Origin of the sequence: Phaeovulum sp. (genome assembly GCF_030684035.1) — a bacterium.
Taxonomy (GTDB): Bacteria; Pseudomonadota; Alphaproteobacteria; order Rhodobacterales; family Rhodobacteraceae; genus UBA6213.
Genome location: NZ_JAUXPI010000045.1, coordinates 83,507 through 100,357, shown reverse-complemented (window position 1 = coordinate 100,357; position 16,851 = coordinate 83,507). Strand labels below are relative to the sequence as shown.

The 16,851-nt window shown below is 65.6% G+C and carries 15 protein-coding genes; 3 read left to right on the top strand and 12 right to left on the bottom strand.

What is annotated here, in order from left to right:
• Positions 1-7 precede the first annotated feature (7 nt).
• Together rnr and dapE are read right to left on the bottom strand one after the other, a co-directional pair.
• Positions 8-2,266, bottom strand: a complete 2,259-nt coding sequence (gene rnr, locus Q8J98_RS10790; protein WP_305294346.1) for a ribonuclease R — start codon at positions 2,264-2,266, stop codon at positions 8-10.
• A 90-nt stretch (positions 2,267-2,356) separates the two neighbouring features.
• On the bottom strand, positions 2,357-3,502 hold the full coding sequence (dapE, locus tag Q8J98_RS10785) for a succinyl-diaminopimelate desuccinylase (protein WP_370868081.1): 1,146 nt from the start codon (positions 3,500-3,502) through the stop codon (positions 2,357-2,359).
• Positions 3,503-3,798: 296 nt separating this feature from the next.
• Here dapE and Q8J98_RS10780 point away from each other — a divergent pair, with 296 nt between their 5' ends.
• Together Q8J98_RS10780 and Q8J98_RS10775 are read left to right on the top strand one after the other, a co-directional pair.
• Entirely contained in the window at positions 3,799-5,376 is a 1,578-nt protein-coding gene (locus Q8J98_RS10780) for a choice-of-anchor L domain-containing protein (RefSeq protein ID WP_305294343.1), read from the top strand.
• Between the two features lie 2 nt (positions 5,377-5,378).
• Positions 5,379-6,503 carry a Hint domain-containing protein gene (locus Q8J98_RS10775; protein ID WP_305294342.1) on the top strand — a complete coding sequence of 375 codons (1,125 nt, stop codon included), beginning with the start codon at positions 5,379-5,381 and terminating at the stop codon, positions 6,501-6,503.
• Positions 6,504-6,506: 3 nt separating this feature from the next.
• On the opposite strand, the gene Q8J98_RS10770 is transcribed toward Q8J98_RS10775, so the two are convergent.
• Entirely contained in the window at positions 6,507-7,265 is a 759-nt protein-coding gene (locus Q8J98_RS10770) for a sulfite exporter TauE/SafE family protein (protein WP_305294341.1), read from the bottom strand.
• 171 nt (positions 7,266-7,436) lie between these two features.
• Between Q8J98_RS10770 and Q8J98_RS10765 the strand changes: the two genes are divergently transcribed.
• Positions 7,437-9,086 (top strand): acyl-CoA dehydrogenase family protein, encoded by a 1,650-nt coding sequence (locus tag Q8J98_RS10765; protein ID WP_305294340.1) that lies wholly within the window; start codon positions 7,437-7,439, stop codon positions 9,084-9,086.
• Here the strand turns inward: Q8J98_RS10765 and recO are convergent.
• The 9 genes from recO to Q8J98_RS10720 form a co-directional block, all read right to left on the bottom strand.
• Positions 9,061-9,804, bottom strand: coding sequence for a DNA repair protein RecO (gene recO, locus Q8J98_RS10760; RefSeq protein ID WP_305294339.1), 744 nt, complete (start codon positions 9,802-9,804; stop codon positions 9,061-9,063). The genes Q8J98_RS10765 and recO overlap by 26 nt on opposite strands.
• 119 nt (positions 9,805-9,923) lie before the next feature.
• Positions 9,924-10,265: a DUF1491 family protein gene (locus Q8J98_RS10755; RefSeq protein WP_305184900.1), complete on the bottom strand. Its 342-nt coding sequence runs from the start codon at positions 10,263-10,265 to the stop codon at positions 9,924-9,926.
• The gene (era, locus tag Q8J98_RS10750) at positions 10,255-11,166 is read right to left on the bottom strand and encodes a GTPase Era (protein WP_305184899.1); all 912 of its coding nucleotides are present in this window, start codon (positions 11,164-11,166) and stop codon (positions 10,255-10,257) included. Before era ends, Q8J98_RS10755 begins: the two co-directional genes overlap by 11 nt.
• Positions 11,159-11,848, bottom strand: coding sequence for a ribonuclease III (gene rnc, locus Q8J98_RS10745; RefSeq protein ID WP_305294338.1), 690 nt, complete (start codon positions 11,846-11,848; stop codon positions 11,159-11,161). Before rnc ends, era begins: the two co-directional genes overlap by 8 nt.
• Positions 11,845-12,627, bottom strand: coding sequence for a signal peptidase I (gene lepB, locus Q8J98_RS10740; RefSeq protein ID WP_305184896.1), 783 nt, complete (start codon positions 12,625-12,627; stop codon positions 11,845-11,847). The genes rnc and lepB overlap by 4 nt, the downstream gene beginning before the upstream one ends.
• Positions 12,628-12,684: 57 nt before the next feature.
• Entirely contained in the window at positions 12,685-13,086 is a 402-nt protein-coding gene (gene acpS / locus Q8J98_RS10735; protein ID WP_305294337.1) for a holo-ACP synthase, read from the bottom strand.
• Positions 13,083-13,835, bottom strand: coding sequence for a pyridoxine 5'-phosphate synthase (locus Q8J98_RS10730; protein ID WP_305294336.1), 753 nt, complete (start codon positions 13,833-13,835; stop codon positions 13,083-13,085). Before Q8J98_RS10730 ends, acpS begins: the two co-directional genes overlap by 4 nt.
• A gap of 190 nt (positions 13,836-14,025) precedes the next feature.
• The gene (locus Q8J98_RS10725; protein ID WP_305294335.1) at positions 14,026-14,691 is read right to left on the bottom strand and encodes a DUF2062 domain-containing protein; all 666 of its coding nucleotides are present in this window, start codon (positions 14,689-14,691) and stop codon (positions 14,026-14,028) included.
• Between the two features lie 23 nt (positions 14,692-14,714).
• Positions 14,715-16,832, bottom strand: coding sequence for a bifunctional (p)ppGpp synthetase/guanosine-3',5'-bis(diphosphate) 3'-pyrophosphohydrolase (locus tag Q8J98_RS10720; RefSeq protein ID WP_305294333.1), 2,118 nt, complete (start codon positions 16,830-16,832; stop codon positions 14,715-14,717).
• Positions 16,833-16,851 lie beyond the last annotated feature (19 nt).

The following is a 16,851-nucleotide window of genomic DNA, read 5'->3' as shown; positions in this document are numbered from 1 at the left end:
GGCGGGCCTACTTGCGGCTGTGCCGCTCTTTGCGGGCGATGCCGCGCTCGCGCGCCTTGCTGGCGGCAAGTTTTCGGCCGCCGGGCTTTGCGCGCCGGTTGCCGCCTGATTGCGGCAAGGCGCGACCCTCGACCTCCAACAGCACCAGCATCAGGCCGCCGGTCACCGGCACCGCCTCGGCCAGCCGCACCATGACCCGCTGGCCGACGCCAAGCGTCAGGCCGGTATCGGCACCGCGCAGCGTTTGCGCCTCGCGGTCATAGTGGAAATACTCGCGCCCGATCTCGCGGATCGGAATGAGGCCATCAGCACCGGTCTCGTCAAGCTTCACGAAGGCCCCAAACCGTTGCACGCCGCTGATCCGCCCGCTGAAGGTGCTGCCTACCCGGTCAGAAAGGTAGGCGGCAAGGTAGCGGTCGGTGGTGTCACGCTCGGCCGCCATGCTGCGCCGCTCGGTTTCCGAGACATGCTGCGCGGTTTCCTCCAGCGTTTCGATATCGCCCGGCGAAAGCCCGTCAGCGCCCCAACCGTGCCCCGAAATCAGGGCGCGATGCACGATCAGGTCGCTGTAGCGGCGAATGGGCGAGGTGAAATGCGCATAAGAGCGCAGCGCCAACCCGAAATGGCCGAGGTTCTGCGGCAGGTAATAGGCCTGCTGCATCGAGCGCAGGGTGGTGATGTTCAACAATTCGTCGAACTCGCTGCCCTCGGCCTGCGCCAGAAGCCGGTTGAGATGCGCGGTCTTCAGCACCTGCCCCTTGGCCAGCGTGAAGCCCGAGGCCTGCGCCACCTCGCGCAAGGCATCGAGCTTTTCCGGGCTCGGTTCTTCGTGCACACGGTAGAGCAGCGGTCGGCGCAGGTGTTCCAGCTCTTCGGCGGCGGCGACATTGGCCAGCACCATGAACTCTTCGATCAGCTTGTGCGCATCGAGCCGCGCCTTGTAGCCGACCGACTTGACCTTGCCATCCTCGCCCAGCTCGATCTTGCGTTCGGGCAGATCAAGATCAAGTGGCTGGCGGGCGGCGCGGGCGCGATCAAGCGCGCGCCATGCGGCATAAAGCGGGGCAATGACCGGTGCCATCAGCGGCGCGCAGCGAAGGCTGGGGCGGCCGTCTTGTGCCTCCTGCACCTCTTCGTAACTCAGCGACGCAACCGATTTTATCATCCCGCGCAGGAAGCGGTGCGTGAGCTTGTTGCCCGCGCTATCCAGTTTCATCCGCACCACGAGCACCGGGCGCGGCACGCCTTCGTGCAAGGAACAAAGGTCGCCCGAAAGCCTGTCGGGCAACATCGGCACCACGCGGTCGGGGAAATAGCTCGAATTGCCGCGCTTGCGCGCCTCGCGGTCGAGCGCGGTGCCGGGGCGGACGTAATGCGCGACATCGGCAATGGCGACCCAGAGGATATGGCCGCCTTCGTTGGCCGCGTCATCATCGGCCTCGGAAAAGCAGGCGTCGTCGTGGTCACGCGCATCCGAGGGGTCGATGGTGACAAAGGGCAAGGCGCGCAGATCATCGCCATAATCTTCGGGCACGAGGCTGGCGGCGTCCGCCTCGGCGATCACATCATCGGGGAAGTCATCGGGAATCCCGTGCTGGTGAATGGCGATCAGCGAAACCGCGCGCGGTGCAGAAGGGTCGCCCAGCCGCGCGATGATGCGTGCGGCGGGCAGGCCCATGCGGCCCCTGGGACCGGTCAGTTCCGCCTCGACCAGTTCGCCCTCGCGCGCGCCGAGCGTGGCACCCGCCGCCACCCGCCACTCGCGGTCCGCCCCCTTGTCGATCGGAGTGATGCGGGAACCTTCGGCACCCTTGCGAAACACCCCGACAACGCGGTGCGCGGCCTCTCCAAAGCGGCGGATCAGCCGCGCCTCCCAAGCGTAATCCTCGCCTGCGACCTCGGTCATGCGGGCAAGGAAACGGTCGCCCGTGGCAAGCGGCGCGTCGCCCTTGGCCGACACGAAAAGCACCCGCGGGGCCGGGGTGGCACCCTGCCATTCCAGCGGCTCGGCAAACTGGTCGCCGTCGGCGTCGGGCGGCAGCATGGCAAGCACGGTAACGGGCGGAAACTTGTCGGCGGCCAGAGGTGCCGCGACCGGGCGGCGCGCATGATCGCCGGTTGCCTCCAGCTCTTTCAGCAGCCGCTTGAGCGCGATGCGCTCGGCCCCCTTGAGCCCGAAAGCCTTGGCGATGTCGCGCTTTGCCGAAGCGCCGGGGTTGCTGGCGAGCCAGTCGAGGATCTGGGTCTTGCTGGGTATCTGGGTCATGGCCTTGCCCTAGCACAGGCCAAGCTTGGCGTCACGCGCCGGGGGGCTCGCCCCCCGGACCCCCGAGGGTATTTGGGCGAAGGAGAAACCTCAGGCAAAATAATCCGCGAGGATGCGGCTGTAGATGCGTTTCAGCGCCACGATCTGCGCCACCTCGACCCGTTCATCGACCTGATGCATGGTCTTGCCGACCAGACCGAATTCGAGCACCGGGCAGTGATCCTTGACAAAGCGCGCATCCGAAGTGCCGCCCGAGGTGGATAGCACGGGCGCAAGGCCGGTTTCGGCTTCGACGGCGTGGCGGACCATGGCGACAAAATCACCCGGCGCGGTAAGGAAGCTTTCGCCCGCAATGTCGATGCGCAGGCCGATCCTCACCCCGGACTCTGCCTCGATCCGCGCCGCCTGGGTGGCTAGCCAGCCGGACAGGCCGGCACCGGTGTGGGCATCGTTGAAGCGGATGTTGACCGTGGCACCGGCGCGCGCCGGGATGACGTTCGAGGCCGGGTTGCCGCAATCTATGGTGGTGATCTGCAGGCTTGAAGCATCGAAATGCGCGGTGCCGGTGTCGAGCGGTTCGGCGGTGAGGCGGGCAAGCAGCGTGACCAGCGCGTGCAGCGGGTTCTTCGCGCGCTGCGGGTAGGCGGCGTGGCCCTGCACACCCTCGGCGGTGAACCAGCAGCTAAGCGAACCACGGCGCCCGATCTTGATCATCTCGCCCAGGGTTTCCGGGCAGGTCGGCTCGCCCACCAGGCAGACCGACATGCTTTCGCCCGCGGCGGCCATGTGATCGAGAAGCGCGCGGGTGCCATCGCGGCCCGCGCCTTCCTCGTCGCCGGTAATGGTCAGGATCAGCGCGCCATCGGGCGGGGTAGTGTGCACGAAGTCGATGGCGGCGGCGACAAAGGCCGCGACCCCCGATTTCATGTCGGTGGCACCACGCCCCCAAAGCCAGCCATCGACGATCTCGCCGCCGAACGGGTCGCGGGTCCATGCTGCCGCATCGCCGACCGGCACCACGTCGGTGTGGCCGTTGAAGCCAAAGCTGCGGTTGGCACCACGCTTGCCCCAGCGCGCATAGAGGTTGCAAATGCCGTTGCGGTCGGCGCGGCTGCATTCAAAACCCGCCGCAGCAAGCAGGTTTTCAAGCAGCACCAGCGCGCCGCCCTCGGCTGGCGTGACCGAGGGGCAGCGCACAAGCGCGGCGGTCAGTGCGACGGGGTCGGTGGCGGTCATCGGCATTGCGAGGCTCCCGGCTGCTCGCGCAAGCCCTAGCGCGGCGCAGGCAGCCGCGCAACCGGGGGCAGGGTGCTGTTGCCTCCGGGGCACGCATTGCAGGGCATGCCACATTGCACTAAGAAACTGTTAGGAACGTGGCATAACCACGTCATAACGTTACGAAAAATGAAAATCCCTGAGGCAGGGCAAACGCATGGGGTCAACGAACCCCGACCGAGCGGCAAGATGTTAGGGCAAGCAGGACACAAGATCCTGTAGCATCGTTTGCGTTGCCTCCTATAGATGGGGCGGAAATGGCGACAGGCGCCGAATTATCCTATAAGACCAACGCCTCGGCGTTGCAGATGGCCAATGAGATTTTTGGCGATGGCGTTACGGTGGTTTCCGCCAGTTACACCGGGGCTGCGAACTCTTCGGCCATTTACGGGCGTGGCGATGCGCTCTCTCCCGACGCGACGCCTTCCGATACCGGGGTGATCCTTTCAACCGGCAACGCCGCGAGCTTTACCCAATCGAACGGCGACCCGAACCGCGCCACCAACACCTCGACTGACACGACCGGGCCGAACAATGACGCGATGTTCAATGCCCTCGCCGGCACCAACACCTATGACGCGTCGATCCTGACCGTCAATTTCATTCCCACCGGCGACACGATGACCATGCAGTTCGTGTTCGCATCCGAGGAATACCCCGAATACATCAACTCGATCTACAACGACCTGGTGGGGGTCTGGGTCAACGGTGTCGCGGTGGAAATGACCATCGGCAACGGCGATGCCTCGGTGACCGGCATCAACGGCGCCAACAACCAGAACCTCTACATCGACAACACCACCGACGCCTACAACACCGAGATGGACGGCTTCACCGTTACCATGACGCTGAAGATGACGGTGATACCGGGGCAGGTGAACACCCTGCGCATCGGCATCGCCGATGTCGGCGACGCGCAGTATGACTCGAACGTGCTGATCGCAAGCAACAGCGTGCAGACCGCGCTCATTGCCCATGATGACACGCTGACGCTGGCACCGGGGCAAAGCAAGACGCTTGATGTGCTTGCCAACGATACCGGACCGGGCGGCAGCACGCTGACCATCACCCATATCAACGGCCAGGCTGTCAGTGTCGGCTCCACCATCACCTTGGCGACCGGGCAGCAGATCACCCTCAATGCCGATGGCACGCTGACCGTACTGGGCGATGCCGACACCGAGGCGGTAAACTTTACCTACACCGTTGGCAGCAGCAGTGGCCCTTCGGACGTGGCCTACGTCACGGTCAATCAGGTGCCCTGCTTCGTCGCCGGAACTCGCATTGCAACCCCCGGTGGCCTGGTTCCGGTCGAGGCGCTGCAACCGGGCGATCTGGTGCTGACGCAGGACGCGGGCGCGCAGCCGTTGCGCTGGGCGGGGCGGCGGCTTGTGGCTGCGGCGGGCAGCTTTGCCCCGATCCGCATCGCCGCAGGCAGCTTTGGCGCGCATGGTGAGCTTTGGCTTTCGCCACAGCACCGGGTTCTGGTGCGCGATCCGCTGGCCGAACTCCTGTTTGGTGATGCCGAAGTGCTGGTAGCCGCCAAGGATCTGGTGAACGGCACCACGGTGACCCGCGTCGAAGGCGGCATGGTGGAATACGTTCACATCCTTTTTGACCGCCATCAGGTGATCTGGCCCGAAGGGCTGGCCACGGAAAGCTTCCTGCCGGGGCCGCAGGTGATGGGCGCGTTCGACGCGCCGCTGGCTGCGGAAATTCTTGCGCTGTTTCCTGAACTCGACCCCGAAACCGGTGCAGGTTACAGCCCGGCGGCGCGAAGGTCGCTGCGCAGCTTCGAGGCGCAGGTGCTGTTATCGCGGGCGGAGGCGGCCTAGGGATGGCATTCGCAGGCGAACGCATGGCGATGGCGCGGCACGGTTGGCTTGGCTTTTGCCAGCGCGGCACCGGCGGCGAACCTTTGCCCGGCGTGGCGCTGCCGCAGCTTCTGGCGCGCGGCACCCTGCTTGCGGAATTTGCGCTGGAACGTGGCCAGAAAGGACCGTTGCCCTTGGTGCATATGGCAAGCCGCGAAGGCTGGCCGCGGCTTTTGTCACTCGCTCTGTCGGGTGACGGGCGGCTGATCCTGCATCAGCGACAGGGGCAAGCGCTGGCAACGGTTTCGCTGGCGGCCGCCGATCTCTTTGGTGCCGGGGGGCAGTTCCGGCTGAGCTATGGCTGGGATGCCCCGGCACGGCAAAGCCTGCTGACGCTTGAGGCGCTGGATCGCGGCGCAATCCGGCAGGCTGCCGGGCTGAACCCGCTGCCGCTGCCGCAGGCCGATCTGGTTGCGCTGCTGGCGGGGCATGGTGCGGCAGCGCAAGGTGGCGCGCTTCTGTGGCTCGCGTTCAACGACGGCGCGGTGCCGGTTGGGCCGGGCGCAGCTTTCGCGCCTTCGACCCCGATCGACACCCCCGATGGTCCCCGCCCTGCCGCGGAAATCCGCGCGGGCGACCGGGTGCAAACCGCCGATGCCGGTGCGCAAGAGGTGCTCTGGTCGGGCTCTCTGGCGCTGCCCGCGCTTGGCGCGCTGGCACCGATCCGGCTTGGCGCAGGCCGCTTCGGGCGGAGCCGCGATCTCTGGGTGCTGCCGCAGACCCGCATAGCCACCCACGACACCACGATTGAATACCTGTTCGGCACTGAATCTGTTCTGGTTGAAGCCCGGCATCTGGTCGACGGGGTTTCGGCCTGCCATATCGAGCGGCCGGGCGTGCTGACCTGGCACGGAATTCTTCTGCGGGGCCACCACTTGCTTGTCGCAGACGGCCTGCACATGGAAAGCCTTTATGCCGGTGCGCTGGCCGCGGCCCCCGAGCTTGCCGCCACAACGGCGCTTGCGGCCCTTGCCGCGTTGGGGCAACTGCCAACCCACCGCCGCCCGGTGCTGCGCGAACTGCGCCCCTACGAGGCCGCTTCGCTTGCCGCCGCGCGGGCGCGGTTTCACGCCCCGGTCGCCGCCTGAGCCTCAGGCCCCAAGGGCGCGGCGCAAAAGGTTCAGCCCGGTCAGCGCCAAAAGGACCAGCGTCCAACGCCGGAACCGCGCCGGGTTCAGCCGATCCTGCAACCGAAAACCCAGCCACATTCCCGCCATCGCTGGCACCATCATCAGTGCCGAGACGGGCAGCGTAAGGGCGTTCAACACCCCCGAGGCAAGGTGCGCGCCAAGCAGCATCACCGCGCTGATCAGAAACACCACGCCCTGCACCCGCACGGTCTCTTCCTTTCCTGCCCCGGTCGAAAGCAGATAGACCAGCAACGGTGGCCCCCAGATCCCCGAGATGCCGCCATAAAGCCCACCAATGACGCCCAGCCCCGCCTCCGCCCTGCGCCGGTGGCGGATGCTGATCGCAAGGCTGCGGCCCGCCAGTTGCAGCGCCGCAAAGCCGACAATCGGTACCCCGAGCAGGCCATACATCCAGCCTTGCGGAATGAACCGCACGAACTGCGCCGAGATCGGAATGAAGATCATCAGCATGCCGATGTGCAACCGGTATTTCAGCACCGAATCCCAGGCCGCGCGCCAGCCCTGCCGGAACGCCTGCGCGATATTGGTGACAACGGTGGGCAATATCAGAAGCGCCAACGCGGTCTCAGCCGAAAGGAACGAGCCAAAGGCCGACATCATGATCATCGGCATGGCAAAACCGACGGCACCCTTCACAAAGCCCGCGAACCCGGTAACCGCCAGCGCCAGCGCCAAGGCCCAGGGTTCCATGCCGAACATACCAACGCTCCCGCCAATTCCCGCGTCGCTATATCGCGCGGCGCGGGCAGGCGCAGCCAGATTCGGCAGCGACAGAATGCTTCGTGAGCCGCGCCATCGGCGAATTATTATTGCGCTGCGAATGCGAAGGCCCTAAGCACGATGCACTTGCAGCATCAGGAGCCTGCCACCATGCCCAACGCCCCCGCCCCGCTTATGCCCGACGCGCTCTCGCTTGCTGCCGCCGCGCTGCCCGAGGTCGCGGCGCTGGTTGCCGCCGCCACCGCATCGGTCAAGGCCAGGGTCTCAAGCGGCGGCAAGGTCTCCGCCCGCGCGCTCGATGCCGAACAGTCGGCGGCGCATGGGCTGGCGTGGCTGGCCACCTACGGCCAGGCGCTGGCGCAGCTTTACGCCTGGGCAGCGCGGCTTGAAGCTGAAGCCAAGCTTGGCGAAATGGAGGCGCTGATCCTGCAGATCGGCTTTGGCGAATACCTGTGCCAGATCGCCGGCGGCATCGCAATGAGCCAGAATGAGGTCGCGCGCCTCGCCGATCTTGGCCAAAGCTGGGCCCCCGGTCCTGCCGCCACCCGGTTGATGACGGCAGGCAACGCGCCCGCCGCGCGCGCCCGCCTCGTGGCGCTGATGCAGGACAACCACGGTCGCGCCACCTTCGGTGCAAGCGGGCTCGACGACGAGCTGGAGATGATCCGCGATCAGTTCCGCCGCTACGCCGACGCCCGCGTTGTGCCCAACGCCCATGGCTGGCACCTGCGCGACGAGCTGATTCCGATGGAAATCATCACCGAACTGGCCGACATGGGCGTGTTCGGCCTGACCATTCCCGAAGAATTCGGCGGCCTCGGCCTTTCCAAGGCATCCATGGTGGTGGTGTCGGAAGAACTTTCGCGCGGCTATATCGGCGTCGGCAGCCTTGGCACCCGCTCCGAAATTGCCGCCGAGCTGATCCTGTGCGGCGGCACCGAGGCGCAGAAGGCCAAATGGCTTCCCGCTCTCGCCACGGGCGAGATCCTGCCTACCGCCGTCTTCACCGAACCCAACACCGGCTCGGATCTCGGCGCGCTGCGCACCCGTGCCGTGCCGGCAGGCGACGATTGGGAAGTGACCGGCAACAAGACCTGGATCACCCATGCCGCCCGCACCCATGTGATGACCCTGCTGGCCCGCACCGACCCCGCAAGCACCGACTGGCGCGGGCTTTCGATGTTCCTCGCCGAAAAGACCCCCGGCACCGCCGAAAACCCCTTCCCCACCCCCGGCATGTCCGGCGGCGAAATCGAAGTGCTCGGCTACCGGGGCATGAAGGAATACGAGCTCGGGTTCGACGGCTTCAAGGTCACGGGCGAGAACCTTCTGGGCGGGGTGCCGGGGCAGGGCTTCAAGCAGTTGATGCAGACCTTCGAGAGCGCCCGCATCCAGACCGCCGCCCGCGCCATTGGCGTGGCACAATCGGCGGTCGAGGTCGGCATGAAATACGCCGAGGAGCGCAGGCAGTTCGGCCAACCGCTGATCGCCTTCCCCCGCGTCGCCGGAAAACTGGCAATGATGGCGGTGGAAATCATGATAGCGCGGCAGCTGACCTATTTCGCGGCCTGGGAAAAAGACCACGGACAGCGCTGCGATCTGGAGGCGGGCATGGCGAAACTGCTGGGCGCGCGCATCGCCTGGGCATCGGCAGACAATGCGCTGCAAATCCACGGCGGCAACGGCTTCGCGCTGGAATACCAGATCAGCCGCATCCTCTGCGATGCACGCATCCTCAACATTTTCGAAGGTGCCGCCGAAATACAGGCGCAGGTCATTGCCCGCCGCCTGCTGGAATAGCGCGCCCCATTGCCTCGACCAGGCGCGCCCGCGCCTCGGGCAGCGCCCGCCCGCCAAGATCGCGCGCCAGACGGTGTTCAAGGAAAAAGCCGGTGGTGGCAAGGCCCTGCGCCAGCTCCTCGCCGCTGGCACCTCCCTGCCCCATGAGGCAGGCCGGAAGCGGCAATAACCGCTCCGCCCAGTCGCCCGCGGCATCTCTGCTGACCGCGCGCCCGGTCTTTGGGCTGACATAGGCAAGGTCTTCGCGCCCGCCCGTCACCGCGCAGCGGCTAAGGTCGAGCCCATAGCCCAGTTCCTCCAGCAGCCCCAGTTCCCAACGCAGATAGGCAAGCGGCCAGCCTGCGCCCCGCTCCGCCAGCGCATCGAACAGCGCCTCGCTGGCGCGGAAGAGGGGCGGGTGCGGCGCGCGCTCGGGCAGCGCAAACAGCAACAGCGACGTAACTGCATTCAACCCCATCAATGCCAGCCTGTCGGCGAGCACCCCGGCGCGGCTTTGCAGCGGCTCGACGCTGAAAGCGCCGAGGTGATCCTCGAGCCGCGCGCGCCATGCAACCGCCACCCGGCTGCCCGGTTGCAGCGTCGCCGCGAACTTGCGCGACACGCCGCCCCGCACCACGCCCGCATGGCGGCCATGCGCGGCGGTGAAAACCTCGATGATCGCCGAGGTCTCGCCATGCGGGCGCAGCGATAGGATCGTGCCTTCGTCGCGCCAGTCCATGCCCCCCCCTTGCAGCTTGCTTCAGCCAAAATATCCCCGCCGGAGGCACCTTGCCGCAGGCAAGTCGGGGGTTTTGCACCCCCGCACCCCCGCAGGATATTTCGCTGAAGCATTTGCCGCTAGCCGGAAAGCCCCGGCTCATCAAGCAAAGTGCGGCCGTCGCGCGATTCGATCTCGATCACCCAAAGGTCGCTGTCGTAGCGGCGCTGGCGGGCGATGGCAGCATCGACTTCCGCCTCCGGACCCTCGGCAAGCGTCACCCAGACCAGAGCGCCGCTGGCAAGATCGTAGCTGCGATGCAAGGCGCGCGCGCGACCGTCAAGCGTGGCGCATTTGACCAGCACCGCGCCTGCGGTGGCATCGCCCCGGTGGGTGATGTAGGCGGGGATATTGGCAAGACCGAGCCGCGCCAGATAGGCGCGCACCCAGAAATCTGCCGCAAGGCGAGGTTCAGTTGCCATCCTTGAAGTCGAGCCCGATCTCGGTATAGCGCTCCGGCTCTTCAAGCCAGTTCGGCCGCACTTTCACTTGCAGGAACAGATGCACCGGGCGGCCAAGGAAAGCCGCGATTTCGGCCCGCGCCGCCTGGCTGATGCTCTTGATCGTCTCGCCGCCGTGGCCGAGCACGATGCCTTTGTGGCCATCGCGCATGACATAGATCAGCTGATCGATGCGGGTTGAACCATCGGCGCGGTCTTCCCAGTTCTCCGTCTCGACGGTCAACTGATAGGGCAGTTCCTCGTGCAGCCGCAGGGTCAGCTTTTCGCGGGTGATCTCGGCGGCGATCTGGCGCATCGGCACATCGGCGATCTGGTCTTCGGGGTAATACCACGGCGCTTCTGGCAGTTCCGAGGCGAGCCAGAGCCGCAGATCGGCGACGCCATAACCCTTTTCGGCGGAAATCATGAAGGTCCTGGTGAACGGGAAAGCCGCGTTCATTTCCTCGGCAAGGCGCAGCAGGCTCTCGGCCCTGACCTTGTCGATCTTGTTGATGGCAAGCGCCACCTTGCGCCCGCCCAGCCGCTCGCGCAGGGTTTCAAGCACCGCTTTCACTCCCTCGGTCAGGCCGCGATGCGCCTCGATCAGCAGCACCACAAGGTCGGCATCGGCCGCCCCGCCCCAGGCGGCGGCGACCATCGCGCGGTCAAGCCTGCGGCGCGGGCGAAACAGGCCGGGGGTATCGACGAAGACGATCTGCGCCTGCCCTTCCATGCAGATGCCGCGAATGCGGGCGCGGGTGGTCTGCACCTTGTGGGTGACGATCGAGACCTTGGCCCCCACCATCTGGTTGAGCAGGGTCGATTTGCCCGCGTTGGGTTCTCCGATCAGGGCAACAAAACCCGCGCGTGTCGGTTCAGCCATCGGTTCTCTCCATCCGCGCCAGCAGGGACTTTGCCGCCGCCTGTTCCGCTTGCCGCTTCGCACCGGCGACCGCTCGCTCAACCTCGCCCGAGACCAGCCGCACCTCGATGGTGAACTGCGGCGCGTGGTCGGGGCCGTCGCGCGAGACTTCGAGGTAATCCGGCGGCGGCAGGCCGCGCGCCTGCGCCCATTCCTGCAAGCTGGTCTTGGCGTCGCGCGCGTCTTCGGCCACTTCGTCCACCCGGGGGCCCCAAAGCCTGCGTACCAGATCGCGTGCCGCGGCGTGGCCTGCGTCGAGGTAGACGGCGGCAATCACCGCCTCCATCGCGTCGCCCAGCACCGCCTCCTTGCGCCGCCCGCCCGACATCATCTCGCTTCGCCCCAGCCGGAGCACATCGCCGAGCCCGATCTGTCGCGCTACGTCGGCGCAGGTTTCCTTGCGCACCAGCGCGTTGAAACGGGGTGCCAGCTGGCCCTCGGTGGCGGCGGGATCGGCCTGCAGCAGGGTTTCGGCCAGCACGAGGCCAAGCACCCGGTCGCCCAGAAATTCCAGCCGCTGGTTGTCGAGCCGGGCGGGGCTGGCGACCGAGGCATGGGTCAGCGCGCGCGCGAGCAGCGCGGGGTCGGAAAAACGATGCCCGATTCGGCTCTGGAAAGCAGCGATTTCAGCCGAAAGCTTCACTCGACAGCCTTGAAGAAACGGTCGCTCCGCCAGGTCCAGAAATAGAACAGCGAACGGCCCGCGGAAGAAAACATGATCCGGTCGGCGCGGCCGATCAGGTATTCTGCCGGAACCATGCCAAGCCCGCCGCCCGCGGCGGGAAAGCGGCTGTCGCCCGAATTGTCGCGGTTGTCACCCATGAAGAAGTAGTTGCCCGCAGGCACGGTGAAAAGCGCGGTATTGTCACCCGCGGCGCTTTCGGAAATGTTCAGCACCGAATGGCTCACGCCGCCGGGAAGGGTCTCGATTGCCCGCGGCTTTTCACAAAGATTGCCACGTCCCACCGGGTCGTTGGCGCAAAGCGGCACCAGGCCCTGCGGCCCCTGCTGTTCCTTGACCTCGGTGAAAACGCCAGCGGGCACCGAAGGCACGGCAGCACCGTTGATGTAGAGCACGCCCGCCTTCACCTGCACGGTATCGCCCGGCAGGCCGATCACCCGCTTGATCAGGTCATCGCCATGTGTCGGGTGGCGAAACACCGCAACATCGCCGCGCTCGGGTTCGGAGGAGAACAGGCGGCCGGTAAACGGGCACATGGCGAAGGGGCAGGAATAGCGCGAATAGCCGTAGGCCATCTTGTTGACGAACAGGAAATCGCCGATCAGCAGCGTTTCCTTCATGCTGCCTGACGGGATCCAGAAGGGCTGAAAGAAGAGCGTGCGGAAAACCCCAGCAATCAGCAGCGCATAGACCACCGTCTTGATCGTTTCGACAATGCCTTCGGAGGCCTTGGATGACATCTGCGCCTGCTCCTGCTTCATAAATCCCGCACCTCTTGCGCCGGGCGAGGCGGCAAGTCAAGCAAGCGCGCGCGCCTCGATGACCACGAAAGCCTGCGCCCATGGGTGGTCATCGGTCAGCGTCACATGCACGATTGCCAGATGGCCCGGCGGGGTCATCGCGGCCAGCCTGTCGGCGGCCCAGCCGGTCAGGTGCATCACCGGCTGGCCGCTGGCAAGATTGCTAACCGCCATGTCGCGCCAGGATATGCCCATGCGCAGCCCGGTGCCGAGCGCCTTGGAACAGGCCTCTTTCGCTGCCCAGCGCTTGGCGTAGGTGCCGGCCACATCGGCGCGACGTTCGGCCCGCGCCTGCTCGACCTCGGTGAAGACGCGGTTGCGAAAGCGCGCACCATGGCGTTCGAGCACCCCGGCGATACGGTCGATGTTGCAAAGATCAGTGCCGATGCCAAGGATCATGCGCGCGCGGCATCCATCAGGCGGCGCATTTCGGCAATGGCCGGGCCAAGGCCGATGAACACCGCTTCACCGATCAGGAAATGGCCGATGTTCAGCTCGCGCAGTTGCGGGATCGCGGCCACCGGGCCCACGGTTTCAAAACTGAGGCCGTGGCCCGCGTGCACCTCCAGCCCCTGCCCATGTGCCAGCGCGGCACCTTGGCGCAGTGCCGCCAGTTCGGCGTCCCGCTCGGCCAGCCGACCTTCGGCGTGCAGGTCGCAGTAGGCACCTGTATGCAGTTCCACCACCGCCGCCCCGGTTCGCGCGGCCGCGGCGATTTGCGCGGGCGCGTGGCCGATGAATAGCGAAACCCTGATACCGGCAGCACGCAGCGGCGCGATGAAGGCGGTCAGCCGCGCCTCGTCGCCCGCCACGTCGAGCCCGCCCTCGGTGGTGCGTTCCTCGCGCCGTTCGGGCACCAGGCAAACGGCATGCGGGCGATGCGCCAGCGCAATATCCTGCATCTCGGGCACTGCCGCCATTTCGAAGTTGAGCGGCCGCGTGAGACCCGCCATCAGCGCCGCAATATCGGCGTCGCGGATATGTCGCCGGTCTTCGCGCAGATGGGCGGTGATGCCATCGGCCCCCGCCGCCTCGGCCAAAAGCGCCGCCCGGAGCGGATCGGGGTAGGCCGAACCACGCGCGTTGCGCAAGGTGGCCACGTGATCGATGTTGACGCCAAGGCGCAAACGGGCAGCGGTGCTGGGCATGGATCGGGCTCCCTCGGGTGCGGTCAGACTAGAGCCTGTCCGACAAAAGTGGAATCCGGTTTTGTCGCAAGACAGGCGACGAACCAGGAAGCTAGAGTCTGTCTGGCGCTTTTATCTGCGCCAGACAGACTCTAGCGCGCCGACGCGGCAAGGGAAATGGGCTGTGCAAACGGCTTGCGGCACGGCGCTGTCAGGATTTCGGGGTATTGTCGTTGCGGTCCTCGGCGCGGGCGATCAGCTTGGCCTTCAGCGCATCGAACCGCTCCTTGATGCGCAGGCGGCGGCGGTGCTGATAGGCAATGATGACCGGCAGGGTCAGGTAGTAGGCCACCAAACCGGCGACCACGCCCAGCACCGTGCCGCCGACCAGATAGGGCAGGAAAATGTCGTAGAAAAAGGTTGCCAACGAGGCCCAATGGGTCGGCGCATCGGTGAACATCGCGAGGAAATTGAGCCGCAGATCGTGGGTCGCATCACCAAAGCTGCGCCAGAACGAATGCCGGATGCCGCCATCGAAGTGGCCGCCGAGCATGGCGTGGCCAAGTCGCATCCCACCCAGCGCAATGAACGGGTAACTCAGCGGATTGCCGACGAAGGTGGCCAGAAGTGCCGCAATCACATTGCCGCGCATCGCCCAGGCAATCGCTGCCCCGCCGAGCATGTGCAGCCCGAACAGCGGTGAGAATGAAATGAATACCCCCGCCGCAACGCCGCGCGCAATCCGGTGCGGCTGATCGGGCAGGCGGACAAGCCGGTGGCGCAGATATTGAAGCGCGCGCTTCCAGCCACCGCGCGGCCAGAGCCAGCCGAGCGCTGTCTGCCAGATACTGCGGCGGTCGCGCCTCTTGAAAACCAAGTCCTGCGTCTCCCTTCCACCCCTCAGGGTTTGCACGCCATATCGCGGTGCCGTTCGATCTGCGCCACGTCGCTTTCGGCCTCAAGCGCCGTCATCAGCGTGTGCAGATGCTCCACATCGCGCAATTCGACCTCGATGATGATCGAATAGAAATCGGGCTTGCGGTCGATGAAGTGCAGGTCTGCGATATTGGCTTTCTGGCTGCCGATCAAGGTGCAGATATGGCCAAGCACCCCCGCCCCGTTTGCAATCGTCAGCGCCAGCCGAACGGTGTAGGCGGGCGGGTGCCGCCCTTCTTGCCATTGCAGATCAACCCAGCGGTCGGGCTGATCCTCGAGCTCTGCAAGTGCCGGGCAATCGATGGTGTGAATCACCACCCCCATGCCGCGATAGGTGATCCCGACGATCCGCTCTCCCGGCAGCGGCTGGCAGCATCCGGCGCGCCGAAATGTCTGATCGGCACCAAGGCCGACCAACGGGCGGCGGGCATCAACCTCTTCGGCCGGGCGGGCCGCAAGCTCGGGATAGATCGCGGCGATCACCTCGCGCGCGGTCAGTTCGGCCGAGCCGAGACGCGCCAGAAGTTCGTCGGCATCGGGCAGGCCAAGCGTCTTGGCGGCGGTGCGCAGGGCCTTGTCCGAAACCTTGCGCCCGACATGCTCGAACGCCACCCGCGCCAGTTCCGACCCGAGTTTCACGAAGCGTGAACGGTCGGCCTCGCGCAGGCTGCGGCGAATCGCGCCCTTGGCGCGGCCGGTCACCACGATGTCGAGCCACGTCGCCTGCGGGCGCTGCCCCTCGGCAATGATGATTTCCACCGATTGCCCGTTCTTCAGCCGAGACCAGAGCGGCACCCTTATGCCATCGACCTTGGCCCCGACGCAGGAATTGCCGATGCGGGTATGGATCGCATAGGCGTAATCGATCGGGGTGGCACCCTTGGGCAGCTTGACCACTTCGCCTTTCGGGGTGAAGCAGAACACCTGATCGGTGTACATCTCTAGCTTCACATTCTCCAGAAACTCGTCGTGGTCGCCTTCGTCGAAACCCTCGGTCAGCGTGGCAATCCACTTCGCCGGGTCCACCGCAAACGGGTTTTGTGCCAGCACGCCATCGCGGTAGGACCAATGCGCCGCAACCCCGGCCTCGGCCACCTCATGCATCTGCCGGGTGCGGATCTGCACCTCCACCCGCTTGCCATCGCGCCCCGAAACCGTGGTGTGAATGGAGCGGTAGCCGTTCGATTTCGGCTGGCTGATATAGTCCTTGAACCGCTCGGGCACGGCGCGCCAGCGCTGATGAATCAGCCCAAGCACCGCATAGCAATCCGCCTCGGACCTTGTGATGACGCGAAATCCGTAAATGTCGGACAGGCGCGAAAAGGAAAGCTGCTTTTCCTGCATCTTGCGCCAGATCGAATAGGGGCGCTTGGCGCGGCCGAACACGTCGGCCTCGATATGTGCCTTTTCCAGCTCGGTGCGGATATCTGCGGTGATGCGCGGGATGACGTCGCCGGTTTCCTTTTGCAGCGTGATGAAGCGCCGGATGATCGATTTGCGCGCCTCCGGGTTCAGCACCTTGAAGGCAAGGTCTTCCAGTTCCTCGCGCATCCATTGCATGCCCATGCGCCCGGCCAGCGGCGCAAAGATCTCCATCGTCTCGCGGGCTTTCTGCGCCTGCTTTTCCGGCCTCATCGAGCGGATCGTGCGCATGTTGTGCAACCGGTCGGCAAGCTTGACCAATATCACCCGCAGGTCCTTCGACATCGCCATGAACAGCTTGCGAAAGTTCTCGGCCTGCTTGGTTTCCGACGACGACAGTTGCAGGTTGGTCAGCTTGGTGACGCCATCGACCAGTTCGGCGATATCAGCACCAAAAAGCTTGGCGACCTCGGAATAGGTCGAACGGGTATCCTCGATGGTATCATGCAAGAGCGCGGTGATGATGGTGGCATCATCCAGCCGCTGCTCGGTCAATATCGCCGCAACCGCCACGGGATGGGTATAATAGGGCTCGCCCGAGTGGCGAAACTGGCCCTCGTGCATCTTGCGCCCATAGTCATAGGCGGTTCGGATCAGATCGGCATTGGTGCGCGGGTTGTAGTTGCGGACAAGGGCGATCAGGTCTTCAACATCGATCATTGCTGCCCGCCGGTTTCTC

Coding starts and splice junctions, on each gene's coding strand:
- rnr (WP_305294346.1), bottom strand. CDS start 2,266: ATGACCCAGATACCCAGCAAGACCCAGATCCTCGACTGGCTCGCCAGC.
- dapE (WP_370868081.1), bottom strand. CDS start 3,502: ATGACCGCCACCGACCCCGTCGCACTGACCGCCGCGCTTGTGCGCTGC.
- Q8J98_RS10780 (WP_305294343.1), top strand. CDS start 3,799: ATGGCGACAGGCGCCGAATTATCCTATAAGACCAACGCCTCGGCGTTG.
- Q8J98_RS10775 (WP_305294342.1), top strand. CDS start 5,379: ATGGCATTCGCAGGCGAACGCATGGCGATGGCGCGGCACGGTTGGCTT.
- Q8J98_RS10770 (WP_305294341.1), bottom strand. CDS start 7,265: ATGTTCGGCATGGAACCCTGGGCCTTGGCGCTGGCGCTGGCGGTTACC.
- Q8J98_RS10765 (WP_305294340.1), top strand. CDS start 7,437: ATGCCCAACGCCCCCGCCCCGCTTATGCCCGACGCGCTCTCGCTTGCT.
- recO (WP_305294339.1), bottom strand. CDS start 9,804: ATGGACTGGCGCGACGAAGGCACGATCCTATCGCTGCGCCCGCATGGC.
- Q8J98_RS10755 (WP_305184900.1), bottom strand. CDS start 10,265: ATGGCAACTGAACCTCGCCTTGCGGCAGATTTCTGGGTGCGCGCCTAT.
- era (WP_305184899.1), bottom strand. CDS start 11,166: ATGGCTGAACCGACACGCGCGGGTTTTGTTGCCCTGATCGGAGAACCC.
- lepB (WP_305184896.1), bottom strand. CDS start 12,627: ATGTCATCCAAGGCCTCCGAAGGCATTGTCGAAACGATCAAGACGGTG.
- acpS (WP_305294337.1), bottom strand. CDS start 13,086: ATGATCCTTGGCATCGGCACTGATCTTTGCAACATCGACCGTATCGCC.
- Q8J98_RS10730 (WP_305294336.1), bottom strand. CDS start 13,835: ATGCCCAGCACCGCTGCCCGTTTGCGCCTTGGCGTCAACATCGATCAC.
- Q8J98_RS10720 (WP_305294333.1), bottom strand. CDS start 16,832: ATGATCGATGTTGAAGACCTGATCGCCCTTGTCCGCAACTACAACCCG.